16 protein-coding genes are annotated in these 16,999 nt (G+C 74.4%); 15 read left to right on the top strand and 1 reads right to left on the bottom strand.

The window, feature by feature from the left end; all coding sequences use genetic code 11:
* Positions 1 to 33: 33 nt before the first annotated feature.
* From rlmN to EDD28_RS16505, 7 genes are read left to right on the top strand one after another with little or no spacing between them, the layout of a single operon-like run.
* Complete coding sequence (rlmN, locus tag EDD28_RS16535; RefSeq protein WP_123740799.1) at positions 34 to 1,344, top strand: dual-specificity RNA methyltransferase RlmN; 1,311 nt, start codon at positions 34 to 36, stop codon at positions 1,342 to 1,344.
* Positions 1,341 to 1,907: a DivIVA domain-containing protein gene (locus tag EDD28_RS16530; protein WP_123740798.1), complete on the top strand. Its 567-nt coding sequence runs from the start codon at positions 1,341 to 1,343 to the stop codon at positions 1,905 to 1,907. Before rlmN ends, EDD28_RS16530 begins: the two co-directional genes overlap by 4 nt.
* Before the next feature lie 10 nt (positions 1,908 to 1,917).
* Positions 1,918 to 3,210, top strand: a complete 1,293-nt coding sequence (locus tag EDD28_RS16525) for a M50 family metallopeptidase (protein ID WP_123740797.1) — start codon at positions 1,918 to 1,920, stop codon at positions 3,208 to 3,210.
* An 8-nt stretch (positions 3,211 to 3,218) separates the two neighbouring features.
* Positions 3,219 to 4,043 carry a GNAT family N-acetyltransferase gene (locus EDD28_RS16520; RefSeq protein ID WP_245968136.1) on the top strand — a complete coding sequence of 275 codons (825 nt, stop codon included), beginning with the start codon at positions 3,219 to 3,221 and terminating at the stop codon, positions 4,041 to 4,043.
* A 38-nt stretch (positions 4,044 to 4,081) separates the two neighbouring features.
* Complete coding sequence (locus EDD28_RS16515) at positions 4,082 to 5,917, top strand: proline--tRNA ligase (protein WP_123740795.1); 1,836 nt, start codon at positions 4,082 to 4,084, stop codon at positions 5,915 to 5,917.
* A 47-nt stretch (positions 5,918 to 5,964) separates the two neighbouring features.
* Complete coding sequence (locus tag EDD28_RS16510; RefSeq protein WP_123740794.1) at positions 5,965 to 6,843, top strand: hypothetical protein; 879 nt, start codon at positions 5,965 to 5,967, stop codon at positions 6,841 to 6,843.
* Positions 6,844 to 6,850: 7 nt separating this feature from the next.
* Positions 6,851 to 7,687 (top strand): hypothetical protein, encoded by an 837-nt coding sequence (locus EDD28_RS16505; RefSeq protein WP_123740793.1) that lies wholly within the window; start codon positions 6,851 to 6,853, stop codon positions 7,685 to 7,687.
* 72 nt (positions 7,688 to 7,759) lie between these two features.
* Here EDD28_RS16505 and EDD28_RS16500 read toward each other — a convergent pair whose 3' ends face one another.
* Positions 7,760 to 8,770 carry a hypothetical protein gene (locus EDD28_RS16500; RefSeq protein WP_148059652.1) on the bottom strand — a complete coding sequence of 337 codons (1,011 nt, stop codon included), beginning with the start codon at positions 8,768 to 8,770 and terminating at the stop codon, positions 7,760 to 7,762.
* A 299-nt stretch (positions 8,771 to 9,069) separates the two neighbouring features.
* Here EDD28_RS16500 and EDD28_RS16495 point away from each other — a divergent pair, with 299 nt between their 5' ends.
* The 8 genes from EDD28_RS16495 (at position 9,070) to EDD28_RS16460 (ending at position 16,933) form a co-directional block, all read left to right on the top strand.
* Complete coding sequence (locus tag EDD28_RS16495; protein ID WP_123740791.1) at positions 9,070 to 9,573, top strand: ribosome maturation factor RimP; 504 nt, start codon at positions 9,070 to 9,072, stop codon at positions 9,571 to 9,573.
* Positions 9,574 to 9,648: 75 nt separating this feature from the next.
* Complete coding sequence (gene nusA, locus EDD28_RS16490; RefSeq protein WP_123740790.1) at positions 9,649 to 10,644, top strand: transcription termination factor NusA; 996 nt, start codon at positions 9,649 to 9,651, stop codon at positions 10,642 to 10,644.
* A 60-nt stretch (positions 10,645 to 10,704) separates the two neighbouring features.
* A complete protein-coding gene (locus EDD28_RS16485) occupies positions 10,705 to 11,100 on the top strand; it encodes a YlxR family protein (protein ID WP_123740789.1) in 396 nt (131 codons plus the stop codon).
* A gap of 156 nt (positions 11,101 to 11,256) precedes the next feature.
* A complete protein-coding gene (gene infB / locus EDD28_RS16480) occupies positions 11,257 to 14,166 on the top strand; it encodes a translation initiation factor IF-2 (RefSeq protein ID WP_123740788.1) in 2,910 nt (969 codons plus the stop codon).
* Positions 14,163 to 14,633: a 30S ribosome-binding factor RbfA gene (gene rbfA / locus EDD28_RS16475; RefSeq protein WP_123740787.1), complete on the top strand. Its 471-nt coding sequence runs from the start codon at positions 14,163 to 14,165 to the stop codon at positions 14,631 to 14,633. Before infB ends, rbfA begins: the two co-directional genes overlap by 4 nt.
* Complete coding sequence (truB, locus tag EDD28_RS16470) at positions 14,630 to 15,601, top strand: tRNA pseudouridine(55) synthase TruB (RefSeq protein WP_425469990.1); 972 nt, start codon at positions 14,630 to 14,632, stop codon at positions 15,599 to 15,601. The genes rbfA and truB overlap by 4 nt, the downstream gene beginning before the upstream one ends.
* A gap of 60 nt (positions 15,602 to 15,661) precedes the next feature.
* On the top strand, positions 15,662 to 16,129 hold the full coding sequence (locus EDD28_RS16465) for an OsmC family protein (protein ID WP_123740785.1): 468 nt from the start codon (positions 15,662 to 15,664) through the stop codon (positions 16,127 to 16,129).
* 69 nt (positions 16,130 to 16,198) lie between these two features.
* A complete protein-coding gene (locus tag EDD28_RS16460) occupies positions 16,199 to 16,933 on the top strand; it encodes an alpha/beta fold hydrolase (RefSeq protein ID WP_123740784.1) in 735 nt (244 codons plus the stop codon).
* Positions 16,934 to 16,999 lie beyond the last annotated feature (66 nt).

The raw sequence follows: 16,999 nt of genomic DNA, 5'->3' as shown, positions 1-16,999 counted from the left end.
CGACGAGGGGACAATGACCACTGTGAGGACTCCATGACCACCGATCTGCCGGCCCCCGCCGCGCCGTCGACCGCGACGGCCGCGCCGTCGTCCGCGTCGACCACGACCGCGCCGGCCCCCGGGGCCAGACCGCGCCTGCAGATGGCCGCGCCGCGGCGCGGCAAGCCGCCGCGCCACCTCGCCGACCTCACGGTCGCCGAGCGCAAGGACGCGGCCAAGGAGCTCGGGATCCCCGCGTTCCGGGCCGACCAGCTCTCGCGCCACTACTTCACGCACCTCACGCGCGACGCGGACGCCATGTCCGACCTGCCCGCGACGGGACGTGACGACCTCGTCTCCTCGCTGCTGCCCGAGCTCATCACGCCCGTCCGCACGCTCGAGGCGGACGGCGGCGACACCGTCAAGACACTCTGGTCGATGCACGACGGCGCGAAGGTCGAGTCGGTGCTCATGCGCTACCGCGACCGGACGACGCTGTGCGTCTCGAGCCAGGCCGGCTGCGGCATGGCCTGCCCGTTCTGCGCCACGGGCCAGCTCGGCCTCACCCGCAACCTCTCGACGGCCGAGATCATCGAGCAGGTCCGCCTCGCGGCGAGGGCCAGCAGGGACGGCGACCTTCCGGGCGGCCCGACCCGGCTGTCCAACGTCGTCTTCATGGGCATGGGCGAGCCGCTCGCCAACTACCGCGCCGTCGTGAACGCCGTCCGCCGCATGGTGGAGCCCGCTCCGTCGGGTCTCGGGCTCTCGGCGCGCAACGTCACCGTCTCCACCGTCGGTCTCGTGCCGGCGATCGACAAGCTCGCGGCCGAGGGCATCCCGGTGACGCTCGCGCTCTCGCTGCACGCGCCCGACGACGAGCTGCGGGACGAGCTCATCCCGATCAACTCGCGCTGGAAGGTCGGCGAGGCGCTCGACGCGGCGCGGCGCTACTTCGACGTCACGGGCCGGCGCGTCTCGATCGAGTACGCCCTCATCCGGGACATCAACGACCACGCCTGGCGGGCCAGCCTCCTGGCCGACGAGCTCGTCAAGCGCGGCCGCGGCTGGGTCCACGTCAACCCGATCCCGCTCAACCCGACACCGGGTTCGAAGTGGACGGCGAGCGATCCCGCCGTCGAGGCCGAGTTCGTGGCACGGTTGCGTGCAGCGGGAATCCCGACCACCATCCGTGACACACGCGGCAGCGACATCGACGGCGCGTGCGGCCAGCTCGCGGCGGGGGCCGAGGACCAGCCGGGGGCCCGTCCGCGTCGCGGACGGGGCTCCGACGACAGCGCGTCTGCAGCAGTATCCCGAGCAACAAGCGAGACGATCGACGAGACGACGAAGGAGGCGAGCCGGTGAGCCAGCTCTTTCCTCGGGTGGCACCGACCCAGCGGGGATACGACCCCAAGCAGGTCGAGGAGTTCTTCGCGCACGCGCGTGCCGTCTACGAGAACGGCGTGACGCCCGGCGGCCAGGACGCCGCCGACTTCGGCGCGTCGGACGTCCGCTCCGCGGCCTTCGACCTGGTCCGTCGCGGCTACCACGCGGCCAGCGTCGATGCCGCGCTGGACCGGCTGGAGGCCGCGTTCGTCGCGGCCGAGCGCACCGACTTCATCGCCGACCGTGGGCAGCACGCGTGGATGGACGCCGTCGTCGACCGCGCGACGTCCCTCTACGACCGGCTCAAGCGGCCCGACGGCCAGCGCTTCGCGCCGCCGGAGCGGGGACGCGGCTACGACCCCGAGCAGGTCGACGCCCTGCTCGACCGGCTGGTCGCCTACTTCGACGACGGCACCCCGATCACCGCCGCCGAGGTGCGCACGGCCTCCTTCGCCTCGGCGCCGCGCTCGCGCGCCTACGCCGAGGGTCCCGTCGACGCGTACCTCGACCGCGTGGTCGACGTGCTCCTCGCCGTCGAGTAGCACCGCCACCGTGTTCTGGGTCGGCGTCGGGGTCTTCCTCCTCGGCCTGCTCGTGTCCATCGCCTGGCACGAGCTCGGTCACCTCCTGCCGGCGAAACGGTTCGGCGTCCTCGTCCAGCAGTACATGGTCGGCTTCGGGCCGACCCTGTGGTCGCGGGTGCGCGGCGGCACCGAGTACGGCGTCAAGGCGATCCCGCTCGGCGGGTACATCCGGATGGTCGGCATGTACCCGACCGACGCCCAGCTCCCGGCCGCGACGGCGTCGCGCCGGGTGGTCGGCGACCGGCGCGGGCTGCGTCGCTGGTCCCGCGAGATCGCGGCGGAGGCGCGCGAGTTCTCCGCGTCGGAGATCGCCGCCGGCCAGGAGTCCCGCACGTTCTCGGCGCTGCCGGTCCGGCGGCGGATCGTCGTCATGCTGGGTGGGCCGTTCGCCAACCTCGTCCTCGGCTTCGTCCTGCTCGCCATCGCCTTCTGCGGCATCGGCCTGCCGTCGACCACGACGACGATCGCCGCCGTCTCGCCCTGCGTCGCCGCGGGCGGCGCCGCGTGCACCGATGCCGACGACCCGTCGCCCGCCGCCGCCGCCGGCATCGAGCCGGGCGACGTCGTCGTCGCATGGGACGGGACGCCGATCGCCGACTGGCCGGACCTGCAGGAGCGCATCGTCACGGGGGAGGCCGCGCCCGCCGTCGTCACCGTGGAGCGCGCCGGGACGCGGCTGGACCTGCCGATCTCGCCGACGCTCGTCCCCGCGGCCGAGGGGACCGACCCGGTCCCGGTCGTCGGCATCACGCCGGTGCGGGAGCTGGCGCCGGTCTCGCCGGGGGAGTTCCTCGGGATCTTCGGCGACACGGTCGCGCAGACCTTCGGTCTCATCGTGACGCTCCCCGTGCAGCTCTTCGACCTCGTCGTCGCGCTCGTCACGGGCGGCGAGCGGGACGCCGGCGTCATCGGCATCGTCGGCGTCGGACGGATCGCCGGCGAGGCGACGGGCACCGACAACGTCTTCGGCGTGACCGGCTCGGTGCTGCTGCTCCTGCAGCTGCTCGGCTCGCTCAACCTCGCGCTCTTCGCGTTCAACCTCATCCCGCTGCTGCCGCTCGACGGCGGCCACGTCGCCGGGGCCCTGTGGGAGGCGGTCCGCCGCCGCGTCGCGCGCTGGCGGGGGCGGCCCGACCCGGGGCCCGTGGACACCGCGCGCGCCCTCCCGCTCACGTACGTGGTGATCGGGGCGTTCCTCGTCATGTTCGTCGTGCTCACGGTGGCGGACCTCGTGGCCCCCATCACGCTGACGGGCGGCTAGCCGTGTCCGTGCGCGCCCTCACGCCGGGGGAGGAGGCGAGCGCGCTCGACCTGTGCGCGCGCGACCCCGTCGCCGCCGTGCTCGCGGCCGCGCGGATCGAGGAGGGCGGCGTCAGCCCCGTGCTCGGCGTCGGGGCGTGGGGCGCGTTCGAGGGCGAGGAGCTGGTCTCGCTCCTGTGGCTCGGCTCCAACCTCGTCCCGGTCAGCCCGTCCGGTCGGGGGCTCGCCGCCCTCGCCGGGCAGGTGATCCAGCGCACGCGCCGCTTCTCCTCCGTCGTCGGTGACTCGGCGGCGGTCCACGTCGTCTGGAGCCACCTCGCGCAGGCGATGCCGGAGCCGCGCCAGGTGCGACGCCAGCCCTCGCTCACCCTCACCGGTCCGCCGGCGACCGCGCCGCACCCGCTGGTGCGTCCGGCCCGGGAGGACGAGCTCGACATCCTCCTGCCCGCCTCCGTCGCGATGTTCACCGAGGAGTACGGCTACTCCCCGCTCGGCTCCGGCGCCGGGTACCAGCGGCGCGTGCGGCAGCTCGTGGAGAGCGGGCGGTCGTTCGTCCTCGTCGAGCACGAGGGCGGCGTCCCCCGGATCGTGTTCAAGGCGGAGATCGGGGCGTTCGCGCTCGGCGTCGCCCAGCTCCAGGGCGTCTGGGTCGACCCGAGCCGACGCGGGGAGGGGATCGGCGCGGCGGGCACCGCCGCCGTCGTCGAGCACGCGTTCGCGCTCGGTGCCGAGACCGTCTCGCTCTACGTCAACGACTACAACTCCCGCGCCCGCCGCACCTACCGCCGCGTCGGGTTCACCGAGGTCGGGGAGTACACGACGATCGTCGTGTGACGGCGGCGCCCCGCGGGAGGCCCAGTAGGCTGGCGGACGTGCTGATGCGGTCCTCCACCCTGTTCCTGCGCACACTGCGCGACGACCCGGCCGACGCCGAGGTCGACTCCCACAAGCTCCTCGTCCGCGCGGGGTACATCCGCCGCGCCGCGCCCGGGATCTACACGTGGCTGCCGCTCGGGCTGCGCGTGCTCGGCAACGTCGAGCGCATCGTGCGCGAGGAGATGGCGGCCGCCGGAGCCCAGGAGATCCACTTCCCGGCGCTGCTGCCCCGCGAGCCGTACGAGGCGACGAACCGGTGGACCGAGTACGGCCCCAACCTGTTCCGGCTCAAGGACCGCCGCGAGAACGACTACCTCCTCGCGCCGACGCACGAGGAGATGTTCACGCTCGTCGTCAAGGACCTGTACTCCAGCTACAAGGACCTGGCCCTCACGCTGTACCAGATCCAGACGAAGTACCGCGACGAGGCGCGCCCCCGCGCCGGGCTGCTGCGCGGCCGCGAGTTCGTCATGAAGGACGCCTACAGCTTCGACGTCGACGCCGAGAGCCACGCCGCCTCCTACGCCGCCCAGCGCGACGCGTACGAGCGGATCTTCGACCGGCTCGGCCTGCCCTACGTCATCGTCGCCGCGACCTCCGGCGCGATGGGCGGCTCCCGCTCGGAGGAGTTCCTCGTCCCGTCGCCGGTCGGTGAGGACACCTACGTGCGCTCGGCCGGCGGGTACGCGGCGAACGTCGAGGCCGTGACGACCCCGGTCCCCGACGCGCGCGCGTACGACGACCTCCCGGCCGCCCACGTCGAGGACACACCCGACTCCACGACGATCGCCACGCTCGTCGACGCGGCGAACGCGCTCCACCCGCGGGCCGACCGGCCGTGGACGGCGGCCGACACGCTGAAGAACGTCGTGGTCGCGGTCGCCCACCCCGACGGCGAGCGCGAGGTCGTCGTCATCGGCGTGCCCGGTGACCGCGAGGTCGACCCGAAGCGGCTCGAGGCCGCCTTCGCCCCGGCCGAGGTGGAGCAGGCCGGCGACGCCGACTTCGCCGCCCACCCGGAGCTGGTCAAGGGCTACATCGGCCCCGCCGTCCTCGGCCCGAACGCGGGCGGGGAGCGCGAGGTCGACGACGACGCCCACGCGGGTGCGGACGGTGCGGCACGGGGGCGCGTGCGCTCCGGGGCGGTCCGCTACCTGCTCGACCCGCGCGTCGTCGCCGGGACCCGCTGGGTCACGGGGGCGAACGAGGAGGGGCGGCACGTGTTCGACCTCGTGGCCGGGCGGGACTTCACCGCCGACGGCACGATCGAGGCCGCCGAGGTGCGCGCCGGCGACCCGGCGCCCGACGGCTCCGGCGCGCTCGAGCTCGCGCGCGGCATCGAGATGGGCCACGTGTTCGACCTCGGGACCAAGTACTCCGAGGCGCTCGGGCTCACCGTGCTCGACCAGAACGGCAAGTCGCGCGTCGTGCACATGGGCTCCTACGGCATCGGCGTCTCGCGGGCCGTCGCCGCGATCGCGGAGGCGTACCACGACGACAAGGGCCTCGCCTGGCCCGTCGCCGTCGCGCCGGCCCAGGTGCACATCGTCGCCACGGGCCGCGACGAGGAGGTGTTCGCCGCCGCGGACGCCCTCGCCGTCGCCCTCGACGCCGCCGGCCTCGACGTCCTCTACGACGACCGCCGCAAGGTCTCCCCGGGCGTGAAGTTCGCCGACGCCGAGCTCATCGGCCTCCCCGTCACGGTCGTCGTCGGCCGCGGGCTGGCCGAGGGCACGGTCGAGGTGCGACGACGCGCGAGCGGCGTGACGGAGCAGGTGCCCGTGGCGGACGCGGCCGACGTCGTCGTCGAGACGGTGGCGTCGCTGCGCTGACGTGTGGCAGACTGCACGGTTCGCCTGACCACCCCTAGGAGGCCATCGTGTCCGGCGTGTTCCCGGTCTTCATCGTCCTGATCGTTGCGGTCATCGTGCTGGTCGCGGTCGGCGCGCACCGCAGTAACGTCAAGCGCCAGGAGTCGATGGCGGCGTACGCCGCCGCGCGCGGCTGGAGCTACGAGCAGCGGCGACCGGAGCTGGCGCGCCGCGTCGGGCTGGCCCGGCCGAGCTACGGCGACAACGTCATCGAGGGTGTCCTCGACGGCCACCCGTTCGTCGCGTTCGACCACGTCCGGTACGAGAGCGACGGCGACAACGGCCAGCGCTCCGTCCCGGTCTCCGTGGTCGCCGTCAACCTCGGCGTGGCCGTCCCGCAGCTCGAGATCACGCGGCAGGGGGCGTTCAGCCGGTTCTTCACCGACCTGTTCGGGACGGACCACCTCGTCGGGGACAAGGTGTTCGACGACGCGGTGCGCATCCGCACGAACTCGCCCGGGTTCACGGCCGAGGTGCTGACGCAGCCGATGAAGACGCTGCTGCTGTCCCGCCTGGACCGGTCGTGGCGCTTCTCGGGGGACAACCTCCTCACGGTCGCCGACGGCAAGCACACCCCGGAGCAGCTCGAGAGCGTGCTGGCCACGTGCCTCCAGATGGTCGCGTCGATCCCACCAGGCGTCTGGGCAAGGCTGCAGGCCGGGGCCGCGGGGCTGGACGCGCCGGCGGCACCCGTCGTCGACGCCCCCGTCGCCGATGCGCCCGTCGCGCCGGTGACCGACGCCGTGCCGCCGCAACCGCTCGGCCCGCAGGCGCCGACGCCGGGCGTGGTCCCGGCACCGCCGTCGACCGACAGCCGCTCGAGCCTGCTGGAGGAGTCGGTCGGCTGGAGCATCGACCCCATCACCGGCAAGCGGACCTCCCGCTGAGGCCGGCATGATCGGGATCTTCGGGCTCGTCGTCGTCCTCTTCCTCGTCCTCGTCGTCGCGGGGGCCATCGTCGCCGTCGTCCTCGCGATCACGACGGCGCAGCGCCGGGGCCGCGAGCGCACGGCGTCGCTCGGGGCCTACGCCCGCGGTCGCGGCTGGCGCTACGAGGCGTACCGCTCCGGCCTCGCGCACCGCGTCGGCCTCGAGGGCACGCCGAACGCGACCAACGTCGTGGAGGGCACGGCCGACGGGCGCGCCTTCGTCGCGTTCGACCACACCCGCTACGTCAGCGACGGCCAGAACGGACACCGGGCGGTCCCGGTCTCGGTCGTCGTCGTGCACCTCGGCGTCGTCGTGCCCGAGCTGGAGATCTCGCGCCAGGGCGCGCTGGACCGGTTCTTCCAGGGGATCTTCGGCACCGACCACCTCGTCGGCGACACGGTGTTCGACGACGCCGTGCGCATCCGGACCAACTCGCCGGAGTTCACGGCCGAGATCCTGACGCTGCCGATGAAGCGGCTGCTGCTCGCCCGCCTGCACCGGTCGTGGCGGTTCGTCGGCGACAGCCTCGTCACCGTCGCGGACGGACAGCACACGCCGCAGCAGCTCGAGGAGGCGCTCGGGTCGTGTCTCCAGGTGATCGCCACCATCCCGCCGCAGGTCTGGGCGCGGTTGCAGGGCGGCGGCGCGGCCGCGGTGCCGCGGGACGTCGTGCGGGACGCGGTCGCCGACCCGGTGCGCGATGCGCCGGCGCTGCCCGGCTCGGAGATGCCGGGCGGGCTGTTCGAGGAGTCGGTGGGCTGGCAGATCGACCCGATCACCGGGCAGCGGCGCACGCGCTGAGACCGTCCGGACCTGGACCGTCGGGTCCGCCGCCTCCGTCGGCCCGGCTGCGCGCGGTTCGGGACGGTCGGCTCAGGACGGCGTGACCAGCCCCGGGAGCACGACCGCCGAGGAGTCGAGCGGTGCGAGCGTCGCGCCGGTCTGGAGGGCCAGGAGGTAGCTCTCGAGGGCCGCGTCGGCGACCGTCGGACGCAGGGCGCCCGGTGCGTCGGCGTTGACCCAGAGCTCCGCGAGCGAGGCCTCGAGCGTGGCGACGGCGGCCGTCTCGTCCAGCGCCAGGACCGACGCCACGTCGTAGAACCCCTGCCGCGGGTCGTTCGAGGTGCCGGCGACGCCGCTCGCCACGGCGACGGTGTCCCCGGCCCGCCGCAGCGCCGCGGCCCGCGCGACCCACGTCGCGCGCGACGTCTCGTCAGAGGTGCGGGCCGCGAGGGCCTCGTAGGTGAAGGCCGTCCCGTCGAGGCCGCGGACGAGCTCCGGGCTCGAGCCGAGCGTCGAGACCTGGAGCGCCGCGTCGTCGATCCCGCCGCGGGAGAGCGTCACGGCCTGGACCGCCTCGCCCTCGCCGGCGGCGTCGGCCGCCCTGGTCAGCTCGAACGCGGCCAGGTCGCGCCACAGCGCGACCGAGAGCAGGAGCCGGCCGAGCGTCGGGTCCGACGTCGTGGAGCCGTCCCGCGCGGTGGTGGCGCCCTCGCTGAGCGCGACGAGCACGTCCTCGAGCGTCGCCGCCGTCGGCGCGGAGGACGACGAGGCCGGGTCCGACGGGTCCGTGCTCGACGGGGTGGGGCGGGGCGGCGGTGTCCAGGTGCCGCCGAGGGTCTCGGCCTGGGTGGCGGACCCGGCGGCGATCTGGTCCAGGACGCTCGACAGGCCCGGATCGGTCACCGAGGAGGACGCCGCCCGCGCCACCGCCCCGATCCGCTCGGCCGCCTCGACGGCGCCCGACCGGGCGATCTCGGCCGCGTCCGGTGTCGGGACCGCCGGCGGCGCCTCGGCGAGATGGATCCCGCACGACGTCGTCGTCCAGCCCGCGGCGAGCACGAGTGCGGCGACCAGCGCGGCGCGACGGCGAGTGGGGGGCACGATGGCGAGCGTAGCCGAGGTGCCTCGCCCGGACCGGGCAGCCGGCCGGCGCGCGGCGCGAGCGGGACCGGTCCCTCGGTCTCCGCCGCGGGTCACTCGGCCGCGGCGAGACGTCACGCGGCCGCGAGGAGGCCCGACGTCGACCCGGGCGGGGCGCCGACCGATCCTGGGCGCAGTCCCCGGGCGCCGGGCGTCGCGGGTCAACCGGGCGGTAGAATCGGTCGGCCCCACCGGAGGTCGCCGCCCGTCGGTCACGCACGGTGCGGCGCCGCCCCACAGCTCGCACAACTGGAGATCCGATGCCCCCCGCCTCACCCGAGACCCAGATCCGATCCGCGGTCGCGGCCCTGGTGGCCGAGCACGGGCTCGCACTCGAGGACGTGCGCCTGCGTCGGCGCGGTCGGGAGACCGCCGTCGAGATCACCCTCGACCTGGCCGACGGACCGGGGTCGCTCGACCTCGACCGCCTCGGAGACGTGTCGCGCGAGATCTCGAAGCTCATGGACGTCATCGACGTCGTCGACGGCGCCTACACGCTCGAGATCGGCACCCCCGGCGCCGCGCGCGAGCTCACCACCCCGCGCCACTTCCGGCGTGCCGAGGGCCGGCTCGTCGCGTTCGTGCTGACCGCCGACGCGACGCCGGACGCGCCCGCCGGTGGCGCCCCCGAGCGGCTGGTCGCCCGGGTCGTCGGGGCCGACGAGGAGGCCGTGACCGTCCGGTCGGACGGCGCCGACACCGACACCCGCCGCATCCCGTTCGACGCCATCGACCGTGCCGTGGTCGAGGTCGAGCTGCGCTGAGCGCCGCCGACCCGGGCCCCAGGAGCCCGGGTCCCGAGAGACGTGCCGATCCCGGTCGGCGGAGAGGAGTACCCCATGGACATCGACATGACCGCCCTGCGACTCGTCGAGAGCGAGCGCGAGATCCCGCTCGAGACCCTCGTCGGCGCCATCGAGCAGGCCCTGCTCAAGGCCTACGAGTCGACGCCCGAGGCGCAGCGCGACGCCCGCGTCGAGATCGACCGGCGCACGGGCCACGTGAGCATCGTCGTGACCGAGCACACGGGCGAGGGGGAGGACGCCGTCGCGCACACCTACACCCAGGAGGCGCCCGAGGGCTTCGGGCGGGTCGCAGCCGCGACGGTCCGCAGCGTCATCGTCCAGCGGCTGCGCGAGGCCGAGGACGAGCAGGTGCTCGGGGCGTTCAGCTCCAGCAAGTTCCAGCTCGTCTCGGGCGTCGTGCAGCAGGGCGGCAAGGGCGGCAACGTGCTCGTCGACCTCGGCGGCGTCGAGGCGGTCCTGCCGCCGCACGAGCAGGTCCCGGGCGAGAGCTTCAGCCACGGCGAGCGCGTCAAGGCCTACGTGACGGAGGTGGGCCGGGGTCCCCGCGGCGCGCAGATCACGCTCTCGCGGACCCACCCGAACTTCGTCCGCCGGCTGTTCGAGCACGAGGTGCCCGAGGTCGCCGACGGCAGCGTCGAGATCGTGGCGATCGCGCGCGAGGAGGGCCACCGGACGAAGGTGGCCGTCGCCTCGCGGACGCCGGGCGTCGGGGCCAAGGGCGCCTGCATCGGCCCGATGGGCCAGCGCGTGCGCGCCGTCATGGCCGAGCTGCGCGGCGAGAAGATCGACATCGTCGACTACCACGACGACCCGGCCCGCTTCGTCGGCGCCGCGCTCTCGCCCGCCCGGGTGAGCAGCGTCACGGTGGTGGACCCGGAGGCGCGTGCCGCACGCGTCGTCGTGCCCGACTACCAGCTCTCGCTCGCGATCGGCAAGGAGGGGCAGAACGCCCGCCTCGCGGCGCGCCTGACCGGCTGGAAGATCGACATCCGCTCGGACGCGCCCGCCGACGAGCCCGCCGAGGCGTGAGCCCGGAGCGCGCAACGCCGGCGTCGTCGGCGAACCCACGGACCGTCGAGGGGTAGGATCATGACCGGACCTGTGAGCCCATCTCCCGGCGCACCCCTGTCACGTCCCACCACAGCCCCCGCACCCACCGGTCGTACCGGAGCGCGGGGGAGCGCGGCCCGCTCGGGTCGCGAGCCGGTGCGGACCTGCCTCGGCTGCCGGGAACGTGACTCGCGGTCCGACCTGGTACGTCTCGTGGCGATCGGACCGGCCACCGTGGTGGTCGACGAGAGGCGCAGCGCACCGGGACGCGGCGGATGGCTTCATCCGCGGCAGACCTGTCTCGAGCTGGCACTGCGCCGGGGGGCGGTGGCACGAGCGCTGCGACTGCAGCCGCCCGTCGACACCTCCGCCGTGGTGAGCCGGATGGCCGAGCTGGTGGGTGCGCAGCACCGACCGGCGGGCAGCGAGAGATGAGGACGCACCGCTCGGGCTCCCGCCCGGGAGGACGAGCGAGGACGAGCAACGAGAGCGGGATGACATGCCGATGGGCACCCGATGAGTACTCAGCAATGAGCTCGAACCACTGATCGTGGTCCCCCCTTCCCCGGGTGGACCCGGAGAAGGAGAGTTGTGGCCAAGACCCGCGTGCACGAACTAGCACGGGAGCTCGGCACGAGCAGCAAGAACCTGCTCGAAGAGCTGAACACGATGGGGGAGTACGTCAAGTCGGCGTCCTCGACCATCGAGGCGCCGGTCGAACGGCGCCTGCGGGAGAAGTACGCCTCGGCGTCCCCCGCCCCGACCCCCGACGCTGCCAGGCCATCGGCCGCGCAGCCCACGACGTCCGCCGGCCGCCGGTCCGGCGGTCCGAAGCCCGGCGCGCCCGCGGCTTCCCCGACGCCGGACGCCGAGCCGTCCGCCCCGGCTCCGGCCGAGGCACCGGCTCCCGCCGCCCGGCCGGCCGAGGCCTCCCCGGCCGCCGGAGCCCCCGAGGAGCCGGCGGCACCCGCCGCCCGGACGTCCGCGGCCTCCGCGACGCCCGGCGGTCCGACCCCCGGCCCGCGTCCCGGCCCGGCCGCCCGTCCGAGCTCCGGACGCGACGGTCGTGACGGTCGCGGTGACCGCGACGCCCGTCCCGGCAACAACCCGTACGCGCCCTCGCAGGGCATGCCGCGTCCCGGCGGCTCGGGCGGTCCCCGCCCGGGCAGCTCGGCCCGTCCCGGCAACAACCCGTACGCGCCCTCGCAGGGCATGCCGCGTCCCGGCGGCTCGGGCGGTCCCCGCCCGGGTGGGACGGGCGGCCCCGGCGCGTCCGGCAGCCCGCGTGGCGCCGGTGGCGCCGCAGGTCCCCGTCCCGGCGGTCCTCGTCCCTCGCCCGCGGCGATGCCCGGACGCAGCTCCGTCGGGCGCCCCGGCGCTCCGGCGCGTGGCGGTCAGGGCGGCCCCGGCGGCGCCCAGGGCGGTCCCGGCGGCCGTGGTCGTCCCGGTGGCGGCGGTGGCTTCGGCGGCCGTCCCGGCGGTGGCGGTGGCGCTCCCGGCGGTGGCGGCGGCTTCACCGGCGGCGGTGGCCGTCCCGGTGGTGGCGGCCGCGGTCGCGGCGGCACCCAGGGTGCCTTCGGTCGCGCTGGCGGCAAGCCGGTCCGCGCTCGCAAGTCGCGTCGCGCGAAGCGGCAGGAGTTCGAGCAGATGTCCGCGCCGACGATCGGCGGCGTGTCCGTTCCCCGCGGAGACGGCACGACGGTCGTCCGCATCCGTCGCGGCGCGAGCCTGAACGACTTCGCCGACCGGATCGACGCGAACCCCGCGAGCCTCGTCACCGTCCTGTTCCACCTCGGTGAGATGGCGACCGTGACCCAGGCCCTCGACGAGGGAACGCTCGAGGCGCTCGGCGGCGAGCTCGGCTACGTGGTCGAGATCGTCTCCCCGGAGGACGAGGACCGCGAGCTGCTCGAGTCGTTCGACATCGACCTGGACGCGGAGCTCGAGGCCGAGGGCGACGAGGACCTGCAGCCGCGGCCCCCGGTGGTCACGGTCATGGGTCACGTCGACCACGGAAAGACCAAGCTCCTCGACGCGATCCGCTCCTCGGACGTCGTCGCGGGCGAGGCCGGCGGCATCACCCAGCACATCGGGGCCTACCAGGTCACCGTCGAGCACGAGGGTGCCGACCGCGCCATCACGTTCATCGACACCCCGGGTCATGAGGCGTTCACCGCCATGCGTGCACGCGGTGCCGACGTCACGGACATCGCGATCCTCGTGGTCGCGGCGGACGACGGCGTGATGCCCCAGACGATCGAGGCGCTCAACCACGCGCAGGCGGCCGGTGTGCCGATCGTCGTGGCCGTCAACAAGATCGACAAGGAGTCGGCCAACCCGGACAAGGTGATGCAGCAGCTCACCGAGTACAACCTGGTGGCCGAGGCCTACGGCGGCGACACGATGTTCGTCCCGATCTCGGCGCTCAAGCGCACCGGTATCGACGAGCTGCTCGAGGCCGTCCTCCTCACGGCGGACGCGTCCCTCGACCTGCGGGCGAACCCGGACAAGGACGCGCGCGGCGTCGCCATCGAGGCGAACCTCGACAAGGGCCGCGGCTCCGTCGCGACCGTCCTGGTCCAGTCCGGGACGCTCAACGTCGGCGACGCGATCGTCGCGGGAACGGCCTACGGCCGCGTCCGCGCGATGTTCGACGACCGCGGTGAGGCGCTGGCGCAGGCCGGCCCGTCCTGCCCCGTGCAGGTGCTCGGTCTGACCTCGGTGCCGCGCGCCGGCGACACCTTCCTCGTGGCTCCGGACGACCGGACCGCGCGGCAGATCGCCGACAAGCGCGACGCCGCCGAGCGGGCCGCCCTCCTGGCCCGCCGCCGCAAGCGGATGAGCCTCGAGGACTTCACCGAGGCGCTCGAGAGGGGCAAGGTCGACACGCTCAACCTCGTCCTCAAGGGCGACGTATCCGGTGCCGTCGAGGCCCTCGAGGACGCGCTGCTCAAGATCGACGTCGGCGACGAGGTCGAGCTGCGGATCATCCACCGCGGTGTCGGTGCGATCACGCAGAACGACGTCAACCTCGCGACCGTCGACAACGCGGTCATCATCGGCTTCAACGTGCGCCCGGACGTCCGGGTGGCGGAGCTCGCCGACCGCGAGGGCGTCGACATCCGCTACTACTCGATCATCTACCAGGCGATCGAGGACGTGGAGAACTCGCTCAAGGGCATGCTCAAGCCGATCTACGAGGAGGTCCAGCTCGGGACCGCGGAGATCCGTCAGATCTTCCGCAGCTCCAAGTTCGGGAACATCGCCGGATCGATCGTGCGGTCGGGTCTCATCCGCCGCAACGCCGCCGCGCGCGTCCTGCGCGACGGGGTCGTGGTCGGGGACAACCTCAAGATCGAGTCGCTGCGTCGCGAGAAGGACGACGTCACCGAGGTCCGCGAGGGCTTCGAGTGCGGTATCGGCCTCGGCTCGTTCAACGACATCCGCGAGGGTGACGTCATCGAGACGTTCGAGATGCGCGAGAAGGAGCGGACCGCATGAGCGACAACTCGCGGGCGATCCGGCTCGGTGAGGCGATCAAGGAGATCGTCGCGACGATGCTCGACACGCGGATCAAGGATCCGCGGCTCGGCTTCGTCACCGTGACGGGCGTCAAGGTGACCGGCGACCTCCAGCACGCGACCGTGTTCTACACGGTGCTCGGCGACGAGGCGCAGGCCACCGCGTCCGCGGCGGCGCTGGAGTCCGCCAAGGGTCTCCTGCGCAGCGAGGTCGGCAAGCAGACGGGCGTCAAGTTCACCCCGACGCTCACCTTCCAGCTCGACCACACGCCGCAGACCGCGGCCGACATCGCCGAGGCGCTGCGCGTCGCTGCGGCGCGCGACGCCGAGATCCGGGCGCTCGCCGAGGGCAAGCAGCCCGCGGGCGAGGCCGACCCGTATCGCGTGGCGGCCGACGAGGAGTCCGACGACGCGTCGGACGACGACGCGGACGACGAGCTGGTCTGACGCTGGACGAGTCACGCACGACGAGAAGCCCGTCGGGTGGGGGAGCCCCCTCGCCCGACGGGCTTCTCGTCGTCGACAAGCCGGCCGGCTGGACGTCGCACGACGTCGTCGCCCGCGCCCGGCGCATCCTCGGGACGAAGAAGGTCGGCCACGCGGGGACGCTCGACCCGATGGCCACGGGCGTGCTCGTGCTCGGGGTCGGCCGCTCGACGCGGCTGCTCACCTACGTCGTCGGGGCGGACAAGACGTATCTCGCGACGATCCGGTTGGGACAGGACACCGTGACCGACGACGCCGAGGGCGAGGTCACGGCGACGCGCGGCGCGTCCGGCGTCGAGCGATCGGCGCTCGAGGCGGGGGTCGCGCGCCTGACCGGCGACATCGAGCAGGTGCCGAGCGCCGTCAGCGCCATCAAGGTCGGCGGCCGACGCTCCTACGCGCGCGTGCGCGCCGGGGAGGACGTCGCCCTGTCCGCGCGTCCCGTCAGCGTCACGGACTTCACGATCCTCGCGACCCGGTCGGCGACGGCGGACGACGCGACCCCCGTCCTCGACGTCGACGTGTCCGTGACGTGCTCCTCCGGCACCTACGTCCGCGCGCTCGCGCGCGACCTCGGCGCGGACCTCGGCACGGGCGGCCACCTCACGGCGCTGCGCCGCACCCGGGTGGCCGGCTACACGCTCGACGCGGCGATCGACCTCGCCTCCTGCCTCGGACCCGACGGCGCCGTCGTCGCGCGACCCGAGCTGCTGACCCCGGCGCTGGCCGCCGCGGCCGCGATGCCCGTGCGCCGCGTGACCGAGGACGAGGCCGTCGACCTCGGGCACGGCCGCTGGCTCGCGCCGACCGGTGCGGCCGGCCCGCACGCGGCGATCGCGCCCGACGGGCGGCTGCTGGCCGTGCTGGAGGACCAGACCCGGCGCGGGGAGCTGCTCGCCCGCCCCGTGGTCGTGCACGGCGTCGCATAGCCGACGGCGGCGACGCGACGAAGGCTCGATCCGCCGGGAGGCGGACGGAAGGGAGGGCCGATGGGACGGCACCGGTACGAGCTCACGATCGAGTGGACGGGCTCGGGCGGATCCGGGACGACGTCGCCGCGCGCCTACTCCCGCGACCACACCGTGACGGCCGCCGGGCCGGCCCCGATCGCCGGCTCCTCCGACCCGGCGTTCCGCGGCGACCCGGCCCGGTGGAACCCGGAGCAGCTCTTCGTGGCCTCGATCGCGCAGTGCCACATGCTCTGGTACCTCGGCCTCGCCGCCGCGGCCGGTGTCGTCGTCCTCGAGTACGTCGACCGGCCGACCGGGGTCATGGTCGAGGAGCCGAGCGGCGCGGGTCAGTTCGAGAGCGTGACGCTCCGTCCCCGCGTGCGGATCGACCCGGCCTCCGACGCCGTCCTCGCCGAGGAGCTGCACCACCGCGTGGGGGAGTACTGCTTCATCGCGCGCTCGATCGCCGTCCCGGTGCGGCACGAGGTCACGATCGAGACGGTGTGAGACCGGCGCGGTCCGGCGGCCGGTGCGCCGGCTCGCGCACGCGGTCCCGCGCGGGGTGACACTGGGGTCATGGACCTCGACCGGCTGCGGCACCCCGGTGACCTCGTCGGGCCCCTGTGGGTCGTCGTGGCCGGGTACGGGCCACCGCTCGTCCTGCTGCACGGGAACTCCGAGTCGCACCGCGTGTTCGACCGCCTCGTCCCGCTGCTCGCGCCCCGCTTCACGCTCGTCGGGATCGACTCGCGCGGACACGGGCGCTCGCCGCGCGGGGACGGCGAGCTGCGGATCGTCCGGATGGCCGACGACGTCGCGGACGTCCTGACGCGGCTGGGCCTCGCCGGGGCGCCCGTCGTCGGCTTCAGCGACGGCGGCAACATCGCGCTGGAGCTCGCCCTGCGGCACCCGGGGGTGGCCGGCCGGCTCGTGATCGTCGGGGCGAACCTCGATCCCGGCGGCCTCGCGCCGTTCTCGCTGCTGTGGACCGAGGCCGCGCACGCCGTCTCGCGGGTCGGCGCCCGGTTCCTGCCGCGGGTCGCGCCGCTCGGCTCGCTCAGCGAGCGGCTCGGGCTCATGACGAGGGACCCGGAGATCGATGCGGGCGCGCTGCGGCGGGTGACGCAGCCCGTCCTCGTCGTGGTGGGTGAGCGCGACGTCATCCGGCCCGAGCACACCGACCTCATCGTGTCCGCGCTGCCGGACGCCAGGCTCCTGCGCGTCGCCGGCGTCGGTCACATGGTCCCGTGGGACGCGGCGCCCGAGCTGGCCGCGGCCGTGGAGCGCTTCCTCCGACCGCGCGGCGCCTGACGCGCCCGACCGAGCCGGACCCGCGAGCACCTGCCCCGACCGTCCCGTTCCGCCTCCGACCCGTCG

It is taken from the genome of Salana multivorans, assembly GCF_003751805.1.
GTDB classification, from domain to species: Bacteria; Actinomycetota; Actinomycetes; order Actinomycetales; family Beutenbergiaceae; genus Salana; species Salana multivorans.
The sequence above is the reverse complement of the archived record's forward strand: the minus strand, read 5'-3'. Positions and strand labels throughout refer to the sequence as shown.

What these genes read in the sequence shown, in the direction of transcription:
- rlmN (WP_123740799.1), top strand. Translation starts at nt 34, where the DNA reads ATGACCACCGATCTGCCGGCCCCCGCCGCGCCGTCGACCGCGACGGCC.
- EDD28_RS16505 (WP_123740793.1), top strand. Translation starts at nt 6,851, where the DNA reads ATGATCGGGATCTTCGGGCTCGTCGTCGTCCTCTTCCTCGTCCTCGTC.
- EDD28_RS16495 (WP_123740791.1), top strand. Translation starts at nt 9,070, where the DNA reads ATGCCCCCCGCCTCACCCGAGACCCAGATCCGATCCGCGGTCGCGGCC.
- nusA (WP_123740790.1), top strand. Translation starts at nt 9,649, where the DNA reads ATGGACATCGACATGACCGCCCTGCGACTCGTCGAGAGCGAGCGCGAG.
- EDD28_RS16485 (WP_123740789.1), top strand. Translation starts at nt 10,705, where the DNA reads ATGACCGGACCTGTGAGCCCATCTCCCGGCGCACCCCTGTCACGTCCC.
- rbfA (WP_123740787.1), top strand. Translation starts at nt 14,163, where the DNA reads ATGAGCGACAACTCGCGGGCGATCCGGCTCGGTGAGGCGATCAAGGAG.
- EDD28_RS16465 (WP_123740785.1), top strand. Translation starts at nt 15,662, where the DNA reads ATGGGACGGCACCGGTACGAGCTCACGATCGAGTGGACGGGCTCGGGC.
- EDD28_RS16460 (WP_123740784.1), top strand. Translation starts at nt 16,199, where the DNA reads ATGGACCTCGACCGGCTGCGGCACCCCGGTGACCTCGTCGGGCCCCTG.